Genomic DNA, 15672 nt, shown 5'->3' on the forward strand with positions numbered 1-15672 from the left:
TTGTCGCCACGCTAAGACAGGTGAACCGCCACAGGCAACGTGACGCAAGGGAAGCCTGCCCGCGACAGATCGCCTTAAAACCGCCCACGCCGGGCTTGCCTTACAACGCGTCCGGAGGAAGTAGAGCGCCCATGACCATCTTGATCGCAATCACCGGCGGTTCGGGCTCGGGCAAGAGCACCCTAGCCGAAGCCCTTGTTTCCTCCCTGCCCGACGGCATAGCCACGCTGTTGCGGGAAGATTCCTACTATCTGGACGCCGCGTCCGTTCCCGGCTTCGACGCCGCGACGCATGATTTCGACGACGTGGCGGCGCGCGATCACAATCTGCTGATCGCCGATCTGGCTGCGCTCAAGAGCGGACAGGCCATAACGGCGCCCGTCTATTCCTTCATCCATCACGGGCGAGAGGCGCAGGGCGAACCGGTCAGCGCCACTGACGTGATCGTCGTCGAAGGCACGCACCTGCTATGCACGCCCGCCCTGGCGGCGCTGTTCGATATCAAGGTGTTCGTCGATACGCCTGCGGACATCCGCTTCATCCGACGGCTGCTGCGTGATCAGACTGAACGCGGCCGCACGGCGGAATCAGTCATTCAACAGTACCTCGGCACCGTCCGGCCCGGCCATGAACGGCTGACCGAGCCGTCGCGAGTCCACGCTGACTTCATCGTCGCCGACGCCACGGCGGCCGTGCGTCTGGAAGACCCCCAGGCCGTCGTGCGGCTGGCCGCGCCCGTCCTCGCCCACCCCCTGCTGGAGACCTGGCTGGCGTAACGACGGTCAGGCGTGACGTTTTACGATCCCGTTGCAATTGAGGCGACTTAAAGGCAATCTCCGGCGAAAGGCTGGTGAACGCCATGACGGCCCCTATCAACGCTATCGACGACCCTCGGCGCACGGCGCTGGTCCGGCAGGCGCGGCAGCATTTTATCACCGAAGGCTATGTCGGCACGCGGATGGAGCCGATCGCACGAGAGGCCGGCGTCTCGACCGCCACCCTTTATGCGATGTTCGAGAACAAGGCCGCCCTCTTTGCCGCGGTGATAGAAGAGGCGGCGGCCGACTTCACGGTCAGAATGTCAGCGGTCCAGAACTGCACCGGGTCGCCGCAAGAGCGTCTGCTGGGCTTCCTCACAACCTATGCCGACTTCATGAGCGACGCCTTCGTCCAGGCCATTTTCCGCCTGGTCATCACGGAACGGTCGCGATTTGAAGCCTTGGCCATCGCCTTTTTCGACAAGGCGAAGAACGATTTCGGCGGGCCGCTGATCGTCGCGCTGAACGAGATGGAGGCCAGCGGCGATCTGAAGCTGGAAAAGGCCTCCTGGGCGGCAGGGCAACTGATGGGAATGATCGAGCATCCCGTCTTTTTCGTGCCCATGGTCACGGGCGGCCAGGTCCGCGCCCAACGCGCAACGGCCGAGATCGCCGCCGACGCCGTGCGGACCTTCCTGTCACGCTATCAGGCCTGAGAGGCCGTTTTTACGGCCACAGGCGGCTGGTCGACCAGGTCTCCGCCACGCGATCGAACCGCAGCCGATCATGCAGGCGGAACGGACGGTCCCGCCAGAACTCGATCTGCTGAGGAAGAACGCGCCAGCCGGTCCAGCGGTCCGGACGCGGCACCTCCTCGCCTTCGAACCTCGCCGTCTGTTCGGCGACCCTCGCCTCCAGCGCATCGCGGCTGCTGAGAGGGCGAGACTGGTCTGAGGCCCAGGCGCCGATGCGGCTTTCCCGCGCCCGACTGGCGAAATAGGCGCTGGCCTCCTCGGCGCTGACGCGCTCGACCGCGCCGCGTACGCGGACCTGGCGTCGCAGGCTCTTCCAGTGAAACAGCAGGGCGGCCGCCGGATGGGCCCATAGCTGCTCACCCTTGGCGCTCTCCTGGTTGGAGAAGAAGGTGAAGCCCCGGGCATCGACGTTCTTCAACAGAACCATGCGGACGTCGGGCATGCCTTCTGCATCGACGGTGGCCAGCGCCATAGCGTTGGCGTCGTTCGGCTCGCTGCGCTTGGCCTCTTCCAGCCATTCGACGAACAGGCCGATCGGCTCATCACGATCAAAGATCGTGTCATCGGCGTTGGCCGCCAACTGGGCGGCGTAATCGTCTGCGGATGGGCTGGGCGGGATAACCGACATAGTCACTAACAAGGCTTCCTGAGGCCGCATAAAGGCGCGGGCCATCCCTGGCTGACATGGCTCCTGTGTCAATAGCCCAAAGCGTCGCCGCACACCCTGTTCCGCGTCGCCGCATCGGAAGACGGTTAACCTCGTCTTGACCATAGTCCCGCACGGTGGCGCCATGAACGCGCAGCCGTTTCTTTCCATGGCCGAGGCACGGATGCTGTTGCGGCTGCGCGGCCCCGCGGACGCCGATGGGCTGACGGCGGCGTTTCGCGCCGCTGTGAAGGCCGTTCACCCCGACCATCCCGATGGCGACGCCGAGCGGTTCAGAAGAACAGTCGCCGCCTACCGCCTGCTGCAGGCGCAACTCCCCGCCCTGCCCCCGCCTGTTCGCGTCGAAAGCCGAGCCGAGACGCCCCCTCCGGCGCGCCAGGTTCTCCCGTCTCTAATCGTGCTGACCCCCATGCAGGCGCTGAGCGGCGGAACCGTCTGCGTCAGGGCGTCAGGCCGCCAGCTGCTGGTGCATGTCCCGCCCGGCGTACGAACGGCGGATCGTATTCGCCTGAAGGGCGTGAAGGGATTGATCCCGGTCTTGATCCGCCCTGCAGATGGCCTGTCGGTGCTGGGCGCGGACCTGTTCATGGACTGGCCGATCGCCTCGCGACTGATGCGAGACGGCGGACGGATCGAGATCGACACCCACGCCGGGCGGCAACCGGCATGGCTGGTGCCGGACATGACCGCGCCGGTTCGCCTGCGCATGCCGGGCCTGGGCCTGCCCGCGCGTGGCCGGCGTCCCGCAGGCGACCTGTTCGTGAAGCTGATTCCGTCTGACGAACTGCCCTCAGCGGCCGAGGATATGCTGCTTCGTTTCACTCGGGTCTGGACGCCGCAGCGCATGGCGGCTTAAGCCTCGCCGTCATGTCGCACAACACCTTCGGCCATCTGTTCCGCATCACCACCTGGGGCGAAAGCCACGGCCCGGCCATCGGCTGCGTCGTCGACGGCTGCCCGCCGCTGATCCCGCTGACCGAAGCCGACATTCAGCCCTGGCTCGACCTGAGAAAGCCCGGCGGCAGCCGCTTCGTCACCCAGAGGCAGGAGGCCGACCAGGTCCGAATCCTGTCCGGCGTCTTCGATGACGGAAACGGCCCGGTCACGACCGGCACGCCGATCAGCCTGATGATCGAGAACACCGATCAGCGGTCCAAGGACTATGGCGAGATCGCCCGCGCCTTCCGCCCCGGCCACGCCGACTACGTTTATCAAAGCAAATACGGCGTGCGCGACCATCGCGGCGGCGGCCGTTCCTCCGCGCGCGAAACGGCCAGCCGCGTGGCGGCCGGCGCCGTCGCCCGCAAGGTGCTGGGAGAGAGCATCGGCATCCACGCGGGCGTGGTCCAGCTCGGCCCGCATCGCATCGCCGACGACGCCATCGACTTCGGCGCCGTCTACGACAACCCCCTGTTCGCTGCCTCGGCCGAGGTCGTGCCCGCCTGGGAAGAGTATCTGGACGGCGTGCGCAAGGCGGGCTCGTCCATCGGCGCCGTCGTGGCGCTGGAGGTCAAGGGCGTGCCCGCCGGTTGGGGCGCGCCCCTCTACGGCAAGCTGGACGCTGAGCTGGCTGCAGGCCTGATGTCCATCAACGCGGTCAAGGGCGTCGAGATCGGCGCCGGTTTCGGCGCAGCCGAGCTGTCGGGCGAGGACAATGCCGACGAAATGCGCCTGGGCGCGGACGGCCGGCCGGTTTTCCTGTCGAACAAGGCGGGCGGCGTACTGGGCGGCATTTCTTCGGGCCAGCCCCTTACCGCGCGAGTGGCGTTCAAGCCGACCTCCTCCATCCTGACCCTGCGCCAGTCGATCAACCGCGACGGCGCCGAAGTCGATCTGCGCACCAAGGGCCGTCACGACCCGTGCGTCGCTTTGCGCGGCGTGCCGGTGGTCGAGGCGATGGCCGCCATCGTCCTGGCCGACGCCATGCTGCGGCACCGGGCGCAGGTAGGCTGAACATAGAGGCCTACCCCGCCCGCGTCGCCTTCACCTTGATCTCGACGCCGATGGCCTTGGACACCCAGTCGCCGCCCGCGTCGGACATCATGCCCATGTTCAGCGCCGTGCGGTCCAGTTCCAGTCTGCCCGCGACCGTGGCCGCGCCGTTCGCCTCGTCAAAGGTGAAGGGCAGAACGACCGGAACCGTCGTCGTCTTGATCCGCAGGGTTCCCGTCGCCTCATAGCGGTTTCCGCCCAGCGCCTTGAACGCCGTCGCCTCAAAGCGCGCGGTCGGATAGGTCGACGTGTCGAACCATTCGGCGCCCGGCAGGCTGCCTTCCTGGGTCGCGTCGCCCGTCTTCGCCGAACCGGTCTGGACCGTCACTACGGCTTTCGAACCCGCCAGATCGGCCGGGTCGAACCAGACTTGCGCTTCCCACTGCTCGAACCGGCCGGTGAAGGCCTTGCCGGTGTGGGTTCCGGTGAACTGGATTGTCGAGGCGGCCTTGTCCACGGTCCAGGCAGGGGTCGTGCCCGGCGTCACGGCGGCGTCGACCGCAGGCGCCGCGACGGGCGCTGAGGCGACCGCCTGCCCTTCCGCCCTCGGCGCAGGCCTGGCCGCCAGACCGAAGGCGGCGCCGATCACCACCACAAAGGCCACGCCCGCCAGTCGCTCGGCCCAGCGGACCGCCAGCGTCGGCTCAGACGCGACGCCATGCGCGTCATCGCCATGCGGCAAAACGGGGATCATGTGCGACAGCACGCCATCGCGGTCGAAGAACTGGTGCTTCAGCGCCGCTCCGACGTGCAGGGCGACCAGAACGATCGCGCCCCAGGCCAGCTTGCTGTGCGCGCCCATGGCCATCCACGCCGTAGCGCGGCGGGCGGCTTCAGAAGCGTGCTCGATGAAGGGCAGGTGCGGAATGGTGAACAGGCCGAACCAGCTGGTGGCCACGGCCAGCGGCGTGTCCGTGGCCACGGCCCAGCCGGTCGAGACATAGATCCACCCCGTCAGCGGCAGGGCCAGCATCAGGGCGTAGAAGGCGGCGTGCGTCGCCCGCGCGGCGAACTGCTCCCACCCCTTCATGGCGCCCGGCAGAGCCGGGACCGGGTGCGTCAGCCGCCACACGATCCGCAGCACCGTCAGCGCCAGAATCAGAAAGCCGATCGACTTGTGAATCTGGAAAACGCGATAGGCCAGCGCCTGAGTGTCCGGCTGAGCAATGGCGTCGCTCATCCACCAGCCCATCGGGATCATCGACAGGATGGCGATCGCGATCAGCCAGTGCAGGGCGATGGCGACGGCGCTGTATCGGCTGGGGCGGCGGGTCATGAAAACTCTCGCGTCAGTCTGAGCATGAAGAGGGCGGGACCGAACGGCCCCGCCCCTTCGTCATGGTTCGCCTATCAGGCAGCCGGTGCGGCCGGAGCGGCTTCCTGAACGAACTCGGCGTCGAAGCGAATCGTCACCTCGTCGCCGACCGGGCCCAGCGGCATACCGAAGTCGGTGCGCTTGAACTTGCCTTCAGCCGCAAAGCCGATGGCCGGAACCGGCATGAAGGGGTGCTTTTCCAGATCGCCGTTGAAGGTGGCGTCCAGCGTCACCGGCTTTGTCACGCCCAGGAAGGTGAGGTCGCCCGTCACCTTGGCCGTGCGCGCGCCGGTCAGCTCGACCTTGGTGGACTTGAAGGTGATCTGCGGGAAGGCCGTGGCGTTCAGGAAGTTCTTGTTCTTGGCGATGTCCTCGCTCCAGCTCTTGAAGCCGGTGGCGGCGTGGGTGCCGACGTAGTCGCCCTGATAGTTGGCGTCGACCGAGGTCGGGTCGATGGTCGCCTCGACCGTGCTGTTAGCCAGGTTGGCGGTATCCAGCGTGATCTTGGCGTCGAACTTGTTGAAGCGCGCCGTGTAGTTCGAGATCGAGTTATGCGGCAACGACCACTGCAGCGAGGCGTGGGTCGGGTCCATCACATAGACGCCCGAGGTGGCCTTCAGCGCGACCGGAGCGGTCGAGGCGGCGTCGGTCGTCGGCGCGCCGGCGGGGTCGGCGGGCTGGCTGCAGGCGGCCAGCAGGGCGGCGGCCGAAACGGCGATCAGGGCGGCTTTGATCTTCATGGGGGAGAAAACCTCAATCAGGCGGTTGAAACGATAACTGGACAGAAGGTCCGCAAACAGGTCGTGTGTCAGCTCGGCCTCGCCGTCGCGACTGCAACAGTATAAGTTGCCATTGGCGCGCTTCAAGTCCCTGCATCACGAAAATCGTCATCCGGCTCACGAAAAAAGGATTGAGGTGCGTCCGGCGACGACGGCGCCTATCCTTGCGACTCACATGACCATCCGCCGTCTCCCCCCCGAAACCGTCAACCGCATCGCCGCAGGCGAGGTGGTCGAACGCCCGGCCAGCGCCATCAAGGAACTGGTCGAGAACGCCATCGACGCCGACGCCCGCAGCATCGAGATCCAGGCGGACGGCGGCGGCCTGACCCGCATCCTCATCGCCGACGACGGCAAGGGCATCCCGCGCGACGAACTGCCTGTCGCCATCGAACGCCACGCCACCTCGAAACTGGAGCCGGACGATGCAGGCGACGTGGACCTGCTGCGCATATTCACCCTCGGCTTCCGGGGCGAAGCCCTGCCCTCCATCGGCTCGGTCGCCCGGCTGAACATCACCACCCGCGCCCGGGCCGAGACGGGCCTGCCCCAGAACGACGCCTGGGCCGTCTCCGTCGAAGGCGGCGCCCAGCGCCCCCTGTCGCCCGCCGCCTTCCCGGGCCCGCACGGCGCGCGGGTCGAGGTGCGCGACCTGTTCTACGCCACCCCTGCCCGGCTGAAGTTCATGAAGTCCGAGCGGGCCGAGGCGATGGCCATCTCGGAAGAGATCAAGCGTCAGGCCATGGCGCACGAGGCCGTCGCCTTCACCCTGACGCTGGACGGCAAGACCACCCTGCGCCTGCCCGCCGAACACCCCGGCGACGAGGGGCGACTGAAGCGGCTTGGCGCCCTGCTGGGCCGCGATTTCGAGGCCAACGCCCTGCTGATCGACCAGGAGCGCGACGGCGTGCGCCTGTCCGGCTATGCGGGCCTGCCGACCTATTCGCGCGGCAATGCGGCGCACCAGTTCCTGTTCGTCAACGGCCGCCCGGTGCGCGATCGCCTGCTGCAGGGCGCGCTGCGCGGGGCCTACGCCGACTTCCTGGCGCGCGACCGGCATCCGGCGGCGGCTCTCTTCATCGACATCGACCCGCTGTATGTCGATGTGAACGTCCACCCGGCCAAGGCCGAGGTGCGCTTCCGCGATCCGGCGCTGGTTCGCGGCCTGATCGTCGGCGCCTTGCGCCACGCCCTGCACGCGGCGGGACATCGCGCCTCGACCACGGTCGCTGCAGACGCACTATCCGGTTTCCGCCCTCATACGGGCGAGGCGCTCTACAACCCAGCCGCGCCACAGTCGTTCAGCAACGCCGCGCCGGGCTGGAGCGGCTGGCAGGGCTGGTCACAGCCGGCCGCCGCCGCTCAGAATCTGCCGGGCCTCAACGAACGCTCCGCCCGCGTTGAACATACGTGGAGCGGTGAAGCCGCCGCTCCTAGCTTCCGCACCCTGAACGACATTCAGGCTGAACACGCAGGCCAGATCACGCCTGGCGCTTCGGTCCCGGTCGACCTGATCGATTATCCTTTGGGCGCCGCGCGGGCGCAGTTGCACGCCAACTACATCGTGGCCCAGACCCGCGACGGCCTCGTCATCGTCGACCAGCACGCCGCCCACGAACGCCTCGTCTATGAGCGGATGAAGGCCCAGATGGCCGATGGCGCCGTCACCCGCCAGGCCCTGCTGACACCCGAAGTGGTCGAACTGGACCCCGCCGAAGCCGAGCGCGTCGCCGCCAAGGCCGATGAACTGGCCGAAATGGGCCTGATCGTCGAAGCGTTCGGCGCGGGCGCGGTGCTGGTGCGCGAAACCCCAGCCCTGCTGGGCGACACCGACGTTCAGGGCCTGATCCGCGACATCGCCGACGACCTGTCCGAACACGGCGCCGCCCTGTCGCTGAAAGAGCGCATGGCCGAGGTCTGCGGCACCATGGCCTGTCACGGCTCGGTCCGCTCGGGCCGTGTCCTGTCGGCGCCCGAAATGAACGCCCTGCTGCGCCAGATGGAGGCCACGCCCCATTCCGGCCAGTGCAACCACGGCCGTCCGACCTATGTGGAGCTGAAGCTGCACGACCTCGAGAGGCTGTTCGGGCGGCGCTGATCTTTTCGTCGCCCTACCGCTTCGCTACTTGAGGGCATGGCTCCTTCCGTCCTCTTCGTCTGTCTCGGCAACATCTGTCGCTCGCCGCTGGCCGAGGCCGCCTTCCGCGAAAAAGCGCGTCGCCTGAAGCTGGATGTGATCGCCGATTCCGCAGGAACCGGCGGCTGGCACATCGGCGCTCCGCCCGACCCGCGCGCCCAGGCAGTCGCCCTGAGGAACGGCGTCGATATCTCGGCCCTGCGCGGTCGTCAGGTGAAGCCCGCCGACTTCCGCCGCTTCACCCATCTGGTGGCGATGGATCACGAGAATCTGGCGAACCTGCGCCGCCTCGCCCCGCCCGACGCCACGGCGAAACTGAGCCTGCTGCTGGACCATGTCGAGGGCCGCGCCGGTCAGGCCGTGGCCGACCCCTATTTCGGCGAGGACGACGGCTTCGACGTCACCTGGGCCGACGTCACGGCCGGTGCCCGCGCCCTGGCCGCCGAGCTCAGGCGTCTCAGAGGCTGAACGCCTCGACCAGACCGCTGGCCTTGCCGCCCGACGCGACTTCGCCGCCGCCGAGGGCGTAGACTGTTCCATCCACGCTGGCCGCCGCCAGACCGTGACGCGGGGTGCGCATGGCCGGTCCCGCCGTCCAGGCGTCGCGCGCCGGGTCATAGAGCCAGGTCTCGGCAAAGACCCCGCCGCTGCGCCCTTCGAACCATTCACCGCCGAAGGCGACTAGCCTTCCGCCCGCCTCGGCCATAGCCAGACCGCCGCCGACCTGCTTTCCGGTCGCGGGCGAGGCAGGGATCGGCGCCAGGGTGTCCCAGCGGTCGCTGGCGGGATCATAGCGGTCCAGCCGCCCGGTTCCGCCGCCGTCCACCGTGCGGCCGCCCGCCACGAACAACTTGCCATCCAGCACGGCGCCCGCCGCGCTGTTGCGGGCCATCGGCGCCGGACGCGCCGTCTCCCAGCGATTGGCGACGGCGTCGAAAACCAGATGGGTCGCCACGTCGCCCTGATCGTTCCATTGACCGTTCGCCTCGCCCTTGGGCGAGCGGCCGGTGATCAGGTGCACCCGATCGCCCGCAGACAGTCCGATCGTCTCGCACAGACGCTCGGGCATCTCACCCACCTGAGCCCAGACGCCCTGATCGATGGCCCATATATCCGTCATGGCCGTCCATTCGCCGCCATCGCGCCGATCATAGCCGCCGAAGGCCCAGACTCGTCCAGCCGCCGCTGCCAGCATCGGGTGATGGCGCGGTTGCGGCAGTCGCGGCCCCTCGCTCCAGCGGTCAGCCCTCACGTCATAAACGGCGGTTCGATCATTGATGTGCAATCCGCCTGCGGCCGCGCGGACCAAGCCCCCTGCGACCGTGATCCGCCCATCCAACGCGGCGCAGTAGATTTCCTGCGTCGGCCACGACATCGAGGCGCGCGGCGCCCAGCCCGTCTGCGCGAGAGATACGGAGGGCGCGGCCGCGACAGCGGCGCCGGCGGCCAGAAAGGTGCGACGGTGCAGGTTCATGGGGCCAGCCTAGCCGCGGCTGTCGTCCTGCGCTAGAAGTCCGCCCCCTTCCCCCAACGGGATCGACCATGTTTGAGATTGTAGCCACGGCATAGGCCCGGACGCTGATCGTCCCGAGGCCTTCTGAGCCCGCCCCGCGCAGCCTTGCGCCGGGCGCGTGTCTTCTCATGCCTTGGAAATCTCAATCCCATGAACCTGTCACGTGCGGAGCAACGCACGCTCCACGCCCTCGCCCAGGGCGGTCGCATCCTGCTGGAACGCGACGAACAGGGCCGCATCCTGGCCGCCCGCTGCTTCACCCGCGAAGGCTGGGTGCTGGACGGCTGCAACCTTGATCAATGGCGCAGCCTGAAGCGCAAGGGCGTCATCAAGTCCCGCAACGGCGGCCCCTATGTCGTCAACCGCGAGGGCCTCGGCCGCCTGCGCAGCCGGGCCGACAACCGGACCTCAGGCCGAGGCTTCTGACGCCCTGAGGAACAGGACGCGCGCGGCGCCGTAGTCGCGCGCGTCCAACCGCTCATAGCCGGGCGTGTCGATCTCGGGCTCGTCCGAGCCGCGCTCGAACACCACGATGGCGCCCGGCGCCAGCCAGCCGCCCTCCAGCAAGCGCGCCAGCGTCTGTTCCCCAAACCCCTTGGCGTAGGGCGGGTCGAGAAACGCCAGGGTGAACGCCTCGCCCGCCGAACCCGGACGCGGCCCCAGGTCAGTTGCGCTGCGCCGATGCACCCGGCACCGACCGAACAGACCATAGGCGTCCATATTCTCACGAATGGCGCCGCGCGCGCCGTCGTCCGTATCCACGAACAGGCAGAAGGCCGCACCGCGCGACAGAGCCTCGAACCCCAGCGCGCCCGAACCGGCGTACAGGTCGATCACCCGCGCCTCGTGCAGGCCCTCAGCCCAGGGGGCGTGCTCCAGCACGTTGAAGATCGCCTGACGCGCCCGATCCGAGGTCGGCCGGGTGTTTTGTCCCTCGGGCGTGACGATGGCGCGCCCCTTCAGGCTGCCCGCTACGATGCGCATGGATCAGCCGCGTCCGCGCGGGCCGCCGCGACCGCCGCCGCCCGAAGGCTTGCCGCCGAAGGGTCTGCCGCCAGAGGGCTTGCCCCCGAACGGCTTGCTTCCAAAAGGCCTGCCTTCGCCGCGAGGTCCGCCGGGCCGGTCGCCCGACCGCTCGCCAAAGCGGTCGTTGGGACGCGCGTCGGAACGCCCGCCTGCGCCGCCGGAACGGCCGAAAGGCTTATCGCCGGGCTTGCCGCCGGGGCGACCGCCCTTGGGCGGGCCGCGACGGTCGTCGATGAACTGGTCGGCGCGCGGTTCACGCGGCTTGAACGGGCGGCGCGGGCGGTCGTCGTTCCCGACGCCTTCCCCCTCGCCCGGACGGGCGCGCGGCTTGAAGCTCTTGGAATGCTCGAACCTGGGCTTGGCCTTGGCCCAGCCTTCTTTCTTGGCGGGTTTGCCGAACTCAGCGCCCTCCTCCGCAGCCGTCTCGGCGGCGCGTACGCGGCTGGGCTTGCGCGACGGGTCGGACATGGCTGAACCCGATTTGCCGCGTACGATCGGAGCGCCGGTGCGGCGGCCGGGCGTCGGAGCGGGCGTCTCGACCGTATTGCCGGTGGGCAGGTTCTCGGGGCGGATGTGCTCGGCCAGCATCTCGCGGATCACGCGCGGGCCGACTTCCTCGACCGCGCCGACCGGCAGGGTGCCGAGTTGGAACGGGCCATAGGCCAGGCGGATCAGGCGATTGACCGTCAGGCCGACGCTTTCCAGCACCTTACGGACTTCGCGGTTCTTGCCCTCGGTGATCTGGACGCTGAGCCACAGGTTGGCCGAAGACTTCTCGCCCTCGGCCTTTTCCTTGGCCTTGTCGATGGTGGCCTCGACCGGGCCATAGCGGACGCCGTCGACGACCACGCCGTCCTTCAGCTTGTCCAGCTGTTCCTGAGTGATGCGGCCGCGCGCACGGGCGCGGTACTGACGCACCAGAGCCGTGTCCGGCAGCTCCAGCGCCCGGCTCAGTTCACCGTCGTTGGTCAGCAGCAGCAGGCCCTCGGTCGCCAGATCCAGACGGCCGACAGAAATCACGCGCGGCATACCGCTGGGCAGGGCGTCGAACACATTGGGGCGGCCCGCCGGGTCGTTGTGGCTGGTGATCAGGCCCGCAGGCTTGTGATAGCGCCAGACGCGCGTGGCCTGGGCGGCGCCGATCGGCTTGCCGTCAACGGTGATCTTGTCGTCGCGCTTCACCAGCACGGCGGGCGTGGCCAGGATGCGGCCGTTCACCGCCACCTTGCCCAGACCGATCAGCCGTTCGACCTCGCGGCGCGAGGCGATGCCCGCGCGGGCCATGACCTTGGCGATTCGTTCGGTGCGTTCCGGCGCCTTGGCTTCGGGTGCAGGCTTGCCGCCGGAACGGCCCTCGGCGCGGTCGCGGGGCTTCCCGCCCGGCTTGCCGTCCTTGTCGAAGGGCTTTCGCGGACCCTTGTCGGCGAAATTACGGGGACCGCGCGCGCCGTCGTCTTGACGGGAGCGGGGCTTCTTGTCGTTGTCTTTGGGATGGCGATCCATGATGAGCGGTTCATGAGCATGGCGCTCGATCTGGCGCAAGCGGCGGCTGAGGCTGGCGAGGTGCCGGTCGGGGCCGTGATCGTGGACGAAAACACCGGCGAAGTGCTTGGGCGCGGGCAAAACGGGCCCATCACAGCCCATGATCCGACCGCCCATGCCGAGATCATCGCTCTGCGCGATGCGGCGGCGACGTTGCAGAATTATCGCCTTACGGACCTGACTCTCTATGTCACGCTGGAGCCGTGCGCCATGTGCGCGGGCGCCATCAGCCACGCCCGCATCGGCCGGGTGGTCTGGGGGGCCGACGATCCCAAGGGCGGCGCCGTGCTCCACGGCGGGCGTTTCTTCGACCAGCCGACCTGCCACTGGCGGCCGCAGACTGAGGGCGGCGTCATGGCCGACCCTGCGGCCGAGATGCTGCGCGGCTTCTTCCGTTCACGGCGGAAACCCCGGGCAGGAACGCCGGGCGACACCGGGCGTTGAAGCTCCAAGCTTGACCTTGAGAGGGCCTCCATTGCCGACCCGCATCCTATGGCCGACCGTCGCCGTTTCCGCCCTCGTTCTGTTGTCAGCCTGCGGGCAGGAGCCCCGCGAGGCGCCAACCGACAGCGATACGGTGCGCCAGCGGGCCGTCGAGGCCCAAACCGCCCGTCGCCGCACCGGCGCCGAGCTTCAGGACCGCGCCCTGAACCGCGTCGTCCATGCAGTCTACCTGTGCAACAACTCTGAGCGGCTTTCGGTCGATTTCGACAATCCGCGCCAGATGGCGACCGTGCGCAACTCCAACGGCGAAGCGGTCGATCTGTATCAGGAGCGCGCCGCCGACGGGATCTGGTATCGCGCCTCGGGTTATGAACTGCGCGGCAAGGGCGTCATGGCGACATGGAGCGCCGGCGACCGCGAACCGACCGAGTGCCGGGCGGTGGATTAGGCCAAGGCCGCCAGCCGCTCGTCCAGCCGCCGCCGCACCTCGGGCCAGTCGTCGTCCAGGATGGCGAACTGGGCCGTATCGCGCGCCCGGCCCGTCCAGGTGGTCTTGTGCTTGCGCAGCACGCCCTCGTGGGTCGCGCCCAGCTTGCGTATGGCCGCCTGACTGGCGGCGTTCAGGGCCTCAGTGATGATCTCGACCCGGATCGCCCCGTTCGAGAAGGCGTAGTCCAGCAACAGACGCTTGCAGGCCGGATTGATCGCGCCGCCGCGCGCCTCCGGCCGGTAGAAGGTCGAGCCGATCTCGCAGCGCCGGTGTTCGGGCCTGATCTCATAGAGGCTGGTTGTGCCGACGACAGCGCCGTCGCTGCGCCGCCGCACGGCGTAGGCGATGCGCGATCCCGTCGCCATCGCCTTCCTCGCCGCCTCCCACCAGCCGTCGAAATGCGGCCCATAGGCCGCCCCAACCATGCCGTTCCAGGCGTCGCGATCGCAATCCAGCGCCGCCCTCACATCATCCTTCAGAGCCTCGGTGAACGGCTCCAGCCGGACGAAGGCGTCTTCAAGGACAACGGGCGGCAGGTTCACGCCGCGCCCTCTCCGATCAGGAAGGCGCGCACCGCCTCGGCGTTCACATTCTTGTCGGTGAAGGCGTCGCCCACGGCCCGCGCCAGGATCAGCGTCAGGCGCCCGCCCTCGGCCTTCTTGTCCCCCGCCATCCGCCCGATCAGGGCGTCGGCGGCGAAGCGATGGTCGATGTCCGACAGCCGCGTCGGCAGGCCCGCCGCGCGGATGCCCGCCTCAGCGCGATCAGCCTCGGACACCGAACACAGACCCTGCTGCGCCGAATAGCGGAAGGCCATAGCACAGCCGAGCGCCACCGCCTCGCCATGTGTCAGGGTCTCGCCGAAAGCCAGTTCGGCCTCCAGGGCGTGACCGAATGTGTGGCCCAGGTTCAGCAGGGCGCGGCGGCCCGCCTCCTTCTCGTCCTCGCCGACGATCTGGGCCTTGATCTCGACCGAGCGGATCACCGCCCGTTCCAGAGCGTCAGGATCGCCCTTCGCTCCTGCTGCGCCCCCAGAAGGCGATGTGTCGCCCAGCCAGTCGAAGAAGGCCGCGTCGCAGATCAGGCCGTGCTTCAGCACCTCGGCCCAGCCCGAGCGCACCTGACGGACCGGCAAGGTGGCCAGCGCCTCGATGTCGGCCAGCACCCGACGCGGCTGGTGGAAGGCGCCGATCAGATTCTTGCCGCGCGGGGTATCGATCGCCGTCTTGCCGCCGACCGAGGAATCCACCTGAGCCAGCAGGGTCGTCGGAATTTGCACGAAATCGACTCCGCGCATGAACAGGGCCGCCGCCAGGCCGGCCAGATCGCCCACCACGCCGCCGCCCAGGGCGACGACCATGCTCTTTCGATCCAGCCCTTCGGCCAGCAGTCGATCCAGAACGGCCTCAAGCTGTTCAAACGACTTGGACGCCTCGCCCGCCGGAACCGTCACCAGCCCCGTCGCCAGCCCCGCCGCCGCCAGAGACGCGCGCACCGTTTCGCCGTGGATGGCCGCCACCGTCTCGTCGCTGACGATGAAGGCGCGCGTGGGCTTCAGCGCCGCGACCTCGGCGCCCGCCGCCTTCAGCAGGCCCCGCCCGACAACGACCTCATAGGAGGCGAAAGCGCCGCCTGCGACCGGGATCGTCGTCGTCATCGCTTGGTCTCCTGCCGCCCGAACCGGCGCAACTGTTTCAGAATGGCGTCCACGGCCTGACCGTGCGAGCCGCCGCCCACATCGACCGTCACATCGGCCTGTCCGTAGATGGGGTAGCGCGCCTTGGCCAACTCGTTCAGCGCAACCAGCGGATCGCGTCCGCGCAACAGGGGGCGCGTGTCGCGCCGGCCTACACGTTCGGCGATCACCTTCAGATCGGCCCGCATCCAGACGCTGACGGCGTGTTGCTTCATCAAGGCGCGCGTATCGGGGTTGAGCACCGCGCCGCCACCGGTCGCCAGCACGATCGGCGGCCCTTCCAGCAGCCGGCGCATCACCCGCGCCTCGCCCGCCCGGAACTCGGCCTCGCCGCGTGAGGCGAAGATTTCGCTGACGGTCATGCCCGCCGCTTCCTCGATTACCTGATCGCCGTCGGCGAACGGCAAGCCCAGCCGCGCGGCCAGACGGCGCCCCACAGTCGATTTCCCGACGCCCATCAGCCCCACCAGAGCTATGGTGCGGACCGAAGACAGCGGGAAGGAATCAGGCGAGGCGTCGGAAGGCATGGTCCGTATACCCTCTACACGAGACGCCGCC

18 protein-coding genes are annotated in these 15672 nt (G+C 68.5%); 9 read left to right on the plus strand and 9 right to left on the minus strand.

Annotated features, from left to right (window positions below; all coding sequences use genetic code 11):
• Window positions 1-131: 131 nt before the first annotated feature.
• Together udk and RSD66_RS09385 are read left to right on the plus strand one after the other, a co-directional pair.
• Complete coding sequence (udk, locus tag RSD66_RS09380) at window positions 132-776, plus strand: uridine kinase (protein ID WP_415287452.1); 645 nt, start codon at window positions 132-134, stop codon at window positions 774-776.
• 83 nt (window positions 777-859) lie between these two features.
• Window positions 860-1474, plus strand: a complete 615-nt coding sequence (locus tag RSD66_RS09385; protein WP_415287453.1) for a TetR/AcrR family transcriptional regulator C-terminal domain-containing protein — start codon at window positions 860-862, stop codon at window positions 1472-1474.
• 10 nt (window positions 1475-1484) lie between these two features.
• On the opposite strand, the gene pdxH is transcribed toward RSD66_RS09385, so the two are convergent.
• On the minus strand, window positions 1485-2141 hold the full coding sequence (gene pdxH / locus RSD66_RS09390; RefSeq protein ID WP_415289586.1) for a pyridoxamine 5'-phosphate oxidase: 657 nt from the start codon (window positions 2139-2141) through the stop codon (window positions 1485-1487).
• 163 nt (window positions 2142-2304) lie between these two features.
• Between pdxH and RSD66_RS09395 the strand changes: the two genes are divergently transcribed.
• A complete protein-coding gene (locus RSD66_RS09395) occupies window positions 2305-3036 on the plus strand; it encodes a J domain-containing protein (protein ID WP_415287454.1) in 732 nt (243 codons plus the stop codon).
• A gap of 11 nt (window positions 3037-3047) precedes the next feature.
• Complete coding sequence (gene aroC, locus RSD66_RS09400) at window positions 3048-4133, plus strand: chorismate synthase (protein ID WP_415287455.1); 1086 nt, start codon at window positions 3048-3050, stop codon at window positions 4131-4133.
• Between the two features lie 10 nt (window positions 4134-4143).
• Here aroC and RSD66_RS09405 read toward each other — a convergent pair whose 3' ends face one another.
• Window positions 4144-5448 (minus strand): YceI family protein, encoded by a 1305-nt coding sequence (locus tag RSD66_RS09405; RefSeq protein ID WP_415287457.1) that lies wholly within the window; start codon window positions 5446-5448, stop codon window positions 4144-4146.
• A gap of 74 nt (window positions 5449-5522) precedes the next feature.
• Entirely contained in the window at window positions 5523-6227 is a 705-nt protein-coding gene (locus RSD66_RS09410; RefSeq protein ID WP_415287458.1) for a YceI family protein, read from the minus strand.
• A gap of 214 nt (window positions 6228-6441) precedes the next feature.
• Here RSD66_RS09410 and mutL point away from each other — a divergent pair, with 214 nt between their 5' ends.
• The gene (gene mutL / locus RSD66_RS09415; protein WP_415287459.1) at window positions 6442-8364 is read left to right on the plus strand and encodes a DNA mismatch repair endonuclease MutL; all 1923 of its coding nucleotides are present in this window, start codon (window positions 6442-6444) and stop codon (window positions 8362-8364) included.
• Window positions 8365-8400: 36 nt separating this feature from the next.
• Entirely contained in the window at window positions 8401-8871 is a 471-nt protein-coding gene (locus RSD66_RS09420; protein ID WP_415287461.1) for a low molecular weight protein-tyrosine-phosphatase, read from the plus strand.
• Here RSD66_RS09420 and RSD66_RS09425 read toward each other — a convergent pair.
• Window positions 8861-9877, minus strand: a complete 1017-nt coding sequence (locus tag RSD66_RS09425; protein WP_415287463.1) for a Kelch repeat-containing protein — start codon at window positions 9875-9877, stop codon at window positions 8861-8863. The two genes, RSD66_RS09420 and RSD66_RS09425, sit on opposite strands and share 11 nt — an antisense overlap.
• Window positions 9878-10066: 189 nt before the next feature.
• On the opposite strand from RSD66_RS09425, the gene RSD66_RS09430 reads away from it, so the two are divergent.
• Window positions 10067-10342 carry a YjhX family toxin gene (locus RSD66_RS09430; protein WP_291782242.1) on the plus strand — a complete coding sequence of 92 codons (276 nt, stop codon included), beginning with the start codon at window positions 10067-10069 and terminating at the stop codon, window positions 10340-10342.
• Here RSD66_RS09430 and rsmD read toward each other — a convergent pair.
• Both rsmD and RSD66_RS09440 read right to left on the minus strand, forming a co-directional pair.
• Entirely contained in the window at window positions 10325-10900 is a 576-nt protein-coding gene (rsmD, locus tag RSD66_RS09435; RefSeq protein WP_415287466.1) for a 16S rRNA (guanine(966)-N(2))-methyltransferase RsmD, read from the minus strand. The genes RSD66_RS09430 and rsmD overlap by 18 nt on opposite strands.
• 3 nt (window positions 10901-10903) lie before the next feature.
• Complete coding sequence (locus RSD66_RS09440) at window positions 10904-12445, minus strand: pseudouridine synthase (protein ID WP_415287467.1); 1542 nt, start codon at window positions 12443-12445, stop codon at window positions 10904-10906.
• 12 nt (window positions 12446-12457) lie between these two features.
• On the opposite strand from RSD66_RS09440, the gene tadA reads away from it, so the two are divergent.
• Window positions 12458-12928 (plus strand): tRNA adenosine(34) deaminase TadA, encoded by a 471-nt coding sequence (gene tadA / locus RSD66_RS09445; protein WP_373561200.1) that lies wholly within the window; start codon window positions 12458-12460, stop codon window positions 12926-12928.
• Between the two features lie 31 nt (window positions 12929-12959).
• On the plus strand, window positions 12960-13376 hold the full coding sequence (locus tag RSD66_RS09450) for an MliC family protein (RefSeq protein WP_119412089.1): 417 nt from the start codon (window positions 12960-12962) through the stop codon (window positions 13374-13376).
• Here the strand turns inward: RSD66_RS09450 and RSD66_RS09455 are convergent.
• From RSD66_RS09455 to RSD66_RS09465, 3 genes are read right to left on the minus strand one after another with little or no spacing between them, the layout of a single operon-like run.
• Window positions 13373-13960 carry a GNAT family N-acetyltransferase gene (locus RSD66_RS09455; protein ID WP_415287468.1) on the minus strand — a complete coding sequence of 196 codons (588 nt, stop codon included), beginning with the start codon at window positions 13958-13960 and terminating at the stop codon, window positions 13373-13375. The genes RSD66_RS09450 and RSD66_RS09455 overlap by 4 nt on opposite strands.
• On the minus strand, window positions 13957-15075 hold the full coding sequence (aroB, locus tag RSD66_RS09460) for a 3-dehydroquinate synthase (RefSeq protein ID WP_415287469.1): 1119 nt from the start codon (window positions 15073-15075) through the stop codon (window positions 13957-13959). The genes RSD66_RS09455 and aroB overlap by 4 nt, the downstream gene beginning before the upstream one ends.
• On the minus strand, window positions 15072-15641 hold the full coding sequence (locus RSD66_RS09465) for a shikimate kinase (RefSeq protein ID WP_415287471.1): 570 nt from the start codon (window positions 15639-15641) through the stop codon (window positions 15072-15074). The genes aroB and RSD66_RS09465 overlap by 4 nt, the downstream gene beginning before the upstream one ends.
• Window positions 15642-15672 lie beyond the last annotated feature (31 nt).

Source organism: Brevundimonas sp. S1H14, from assembly GCF_047716865.1.
In the GTDB taxonomy this organism is placed as follows: Bacteria; Pseudomonadota; Alphaproteobacteria; order Caulobacterales; family Caulobacteraceae; genus Brevundimonas; species Brevundimonas naejangsanensis.

What these genes read in the sequence shown, in the direction of transcription:
- aroB (WP_415287469.1), bottom strand. Translation starts at nt 15,075, where the DNA reads ATGACGACGACGATCCCGGTCGCAGGCGGCGCTTTCGCCTCCTATGAG.
- RSD66_RS09425 (WP_415287463.1), bottom strand. Translation starts at nt 9,877, where the DNA reads ATGAACCTGCACCGTCGCACCTTTCTGGCCGCCGGCGCCGCTGTCGCG.
- RSD66_RS09430 (WP_291782242.1), top strand. Translation starts at nt 10,067, where the DNA reads ATGAACCTGTCACGTGCGGAGCAACGCACGCTCCACGCCCTCGCCCAG.
- pdxH (WP_415289586.1), bottom strand. Translation starts at nt 2,141, where the DNA reads ATGTCGGTTATCCCGCCCAGCCCATCCGCAGACGATTACGCCGCCCAG.
- RSD66_RS09410 (WP_415287458.1), bottom strand. Translation starts at nt 6,227, where the DNA reads ATGAAGATCAAAGCCGCCCTGATCGCCGTTTCGGCCGCCGCCCTGCTG.
- udk (WP_415287452.1), top strand. Translation starts at nt 132, where the DNA reads ATGACCATCTTGATCGCAATCACCGGCGGTTCGGGCTCGGGCAAGAGC.
- RSD66_RS09420 (WP_415287461.1), top strand. Translation starts at nt 8,401, where the DNA reads ATGGCTCCTTCCGTCCTCTTCGTCTGTCTCGGCAACATCTGTCGCTCG.
- tadA (WP_373561200.1), top strand. Translation starts at nt 12,458, where the DNA reads ATGAGCATGGCGCTCGATCTGGCGCAAGCGGCGGCTGAGGCTGGCGAG.
- RSD66_RS09385 (WP_415287453.1), top strand. Translation starts at nt 860, where the DNA reads ATGACGGCCCCTATCAACGCTATCGACGACCCTCGGCGCACGGCGCTG.
- RSD66_RS09395 (WP_415287454.1), top strand. Translation starts at nt 2,305, where the DNA reads ATGAACGCGCAGCCGTTTCTTTCCATGGCCGAGGCACGGATGCTGTTG.
- rsmD (WP_415287466.1), bottom strand. Translation starts at nt 10,900, where the DNA reads ATGCGCATCGTAGCGGGCAGCCTGAAGGGGCGCGCCATCGTCACGCCC.
- aroC (WP_415287455.1), top strand. Translation starts at nt 3,048, where the DNA reads ATGTCGCACAACACCTTCGGCCATCTGTTCCGCATCACCACCTGGGGC.
- RSD66_RS09440 (WP_415287467.1), bottom strand. Translation starts at nt 12,445, where the DNA reads ATGGATCGCCATCCCAAAGACAACGACAAGAAGCCCCGCTCCCGTCAA.
- RSD66_RS09405 (WP_415287457.1), bottom strand. Translation starts at nt 5,448, where the DNA reads ATGACCCGCCGCCCCAGCCGATACAGCGCCGTCGCCATCGCCCTGCAC.
- RSD66_RS09465 (WP_415287471.1), bottom strand. Translation starts at nt 15,641, where the DNA reads ATGCCTTCCGACGCCTCGCCTGATTCCTTCCCGCTGTCTTCGGTCCGC.
- mutL (WP_415287459.1), top strand. Translation starts at nt 6,442, where the DNA reads ATGACCATCCGCCGTCTCCCCCCCGAAACCGTCAACCGCATCGCCGCA.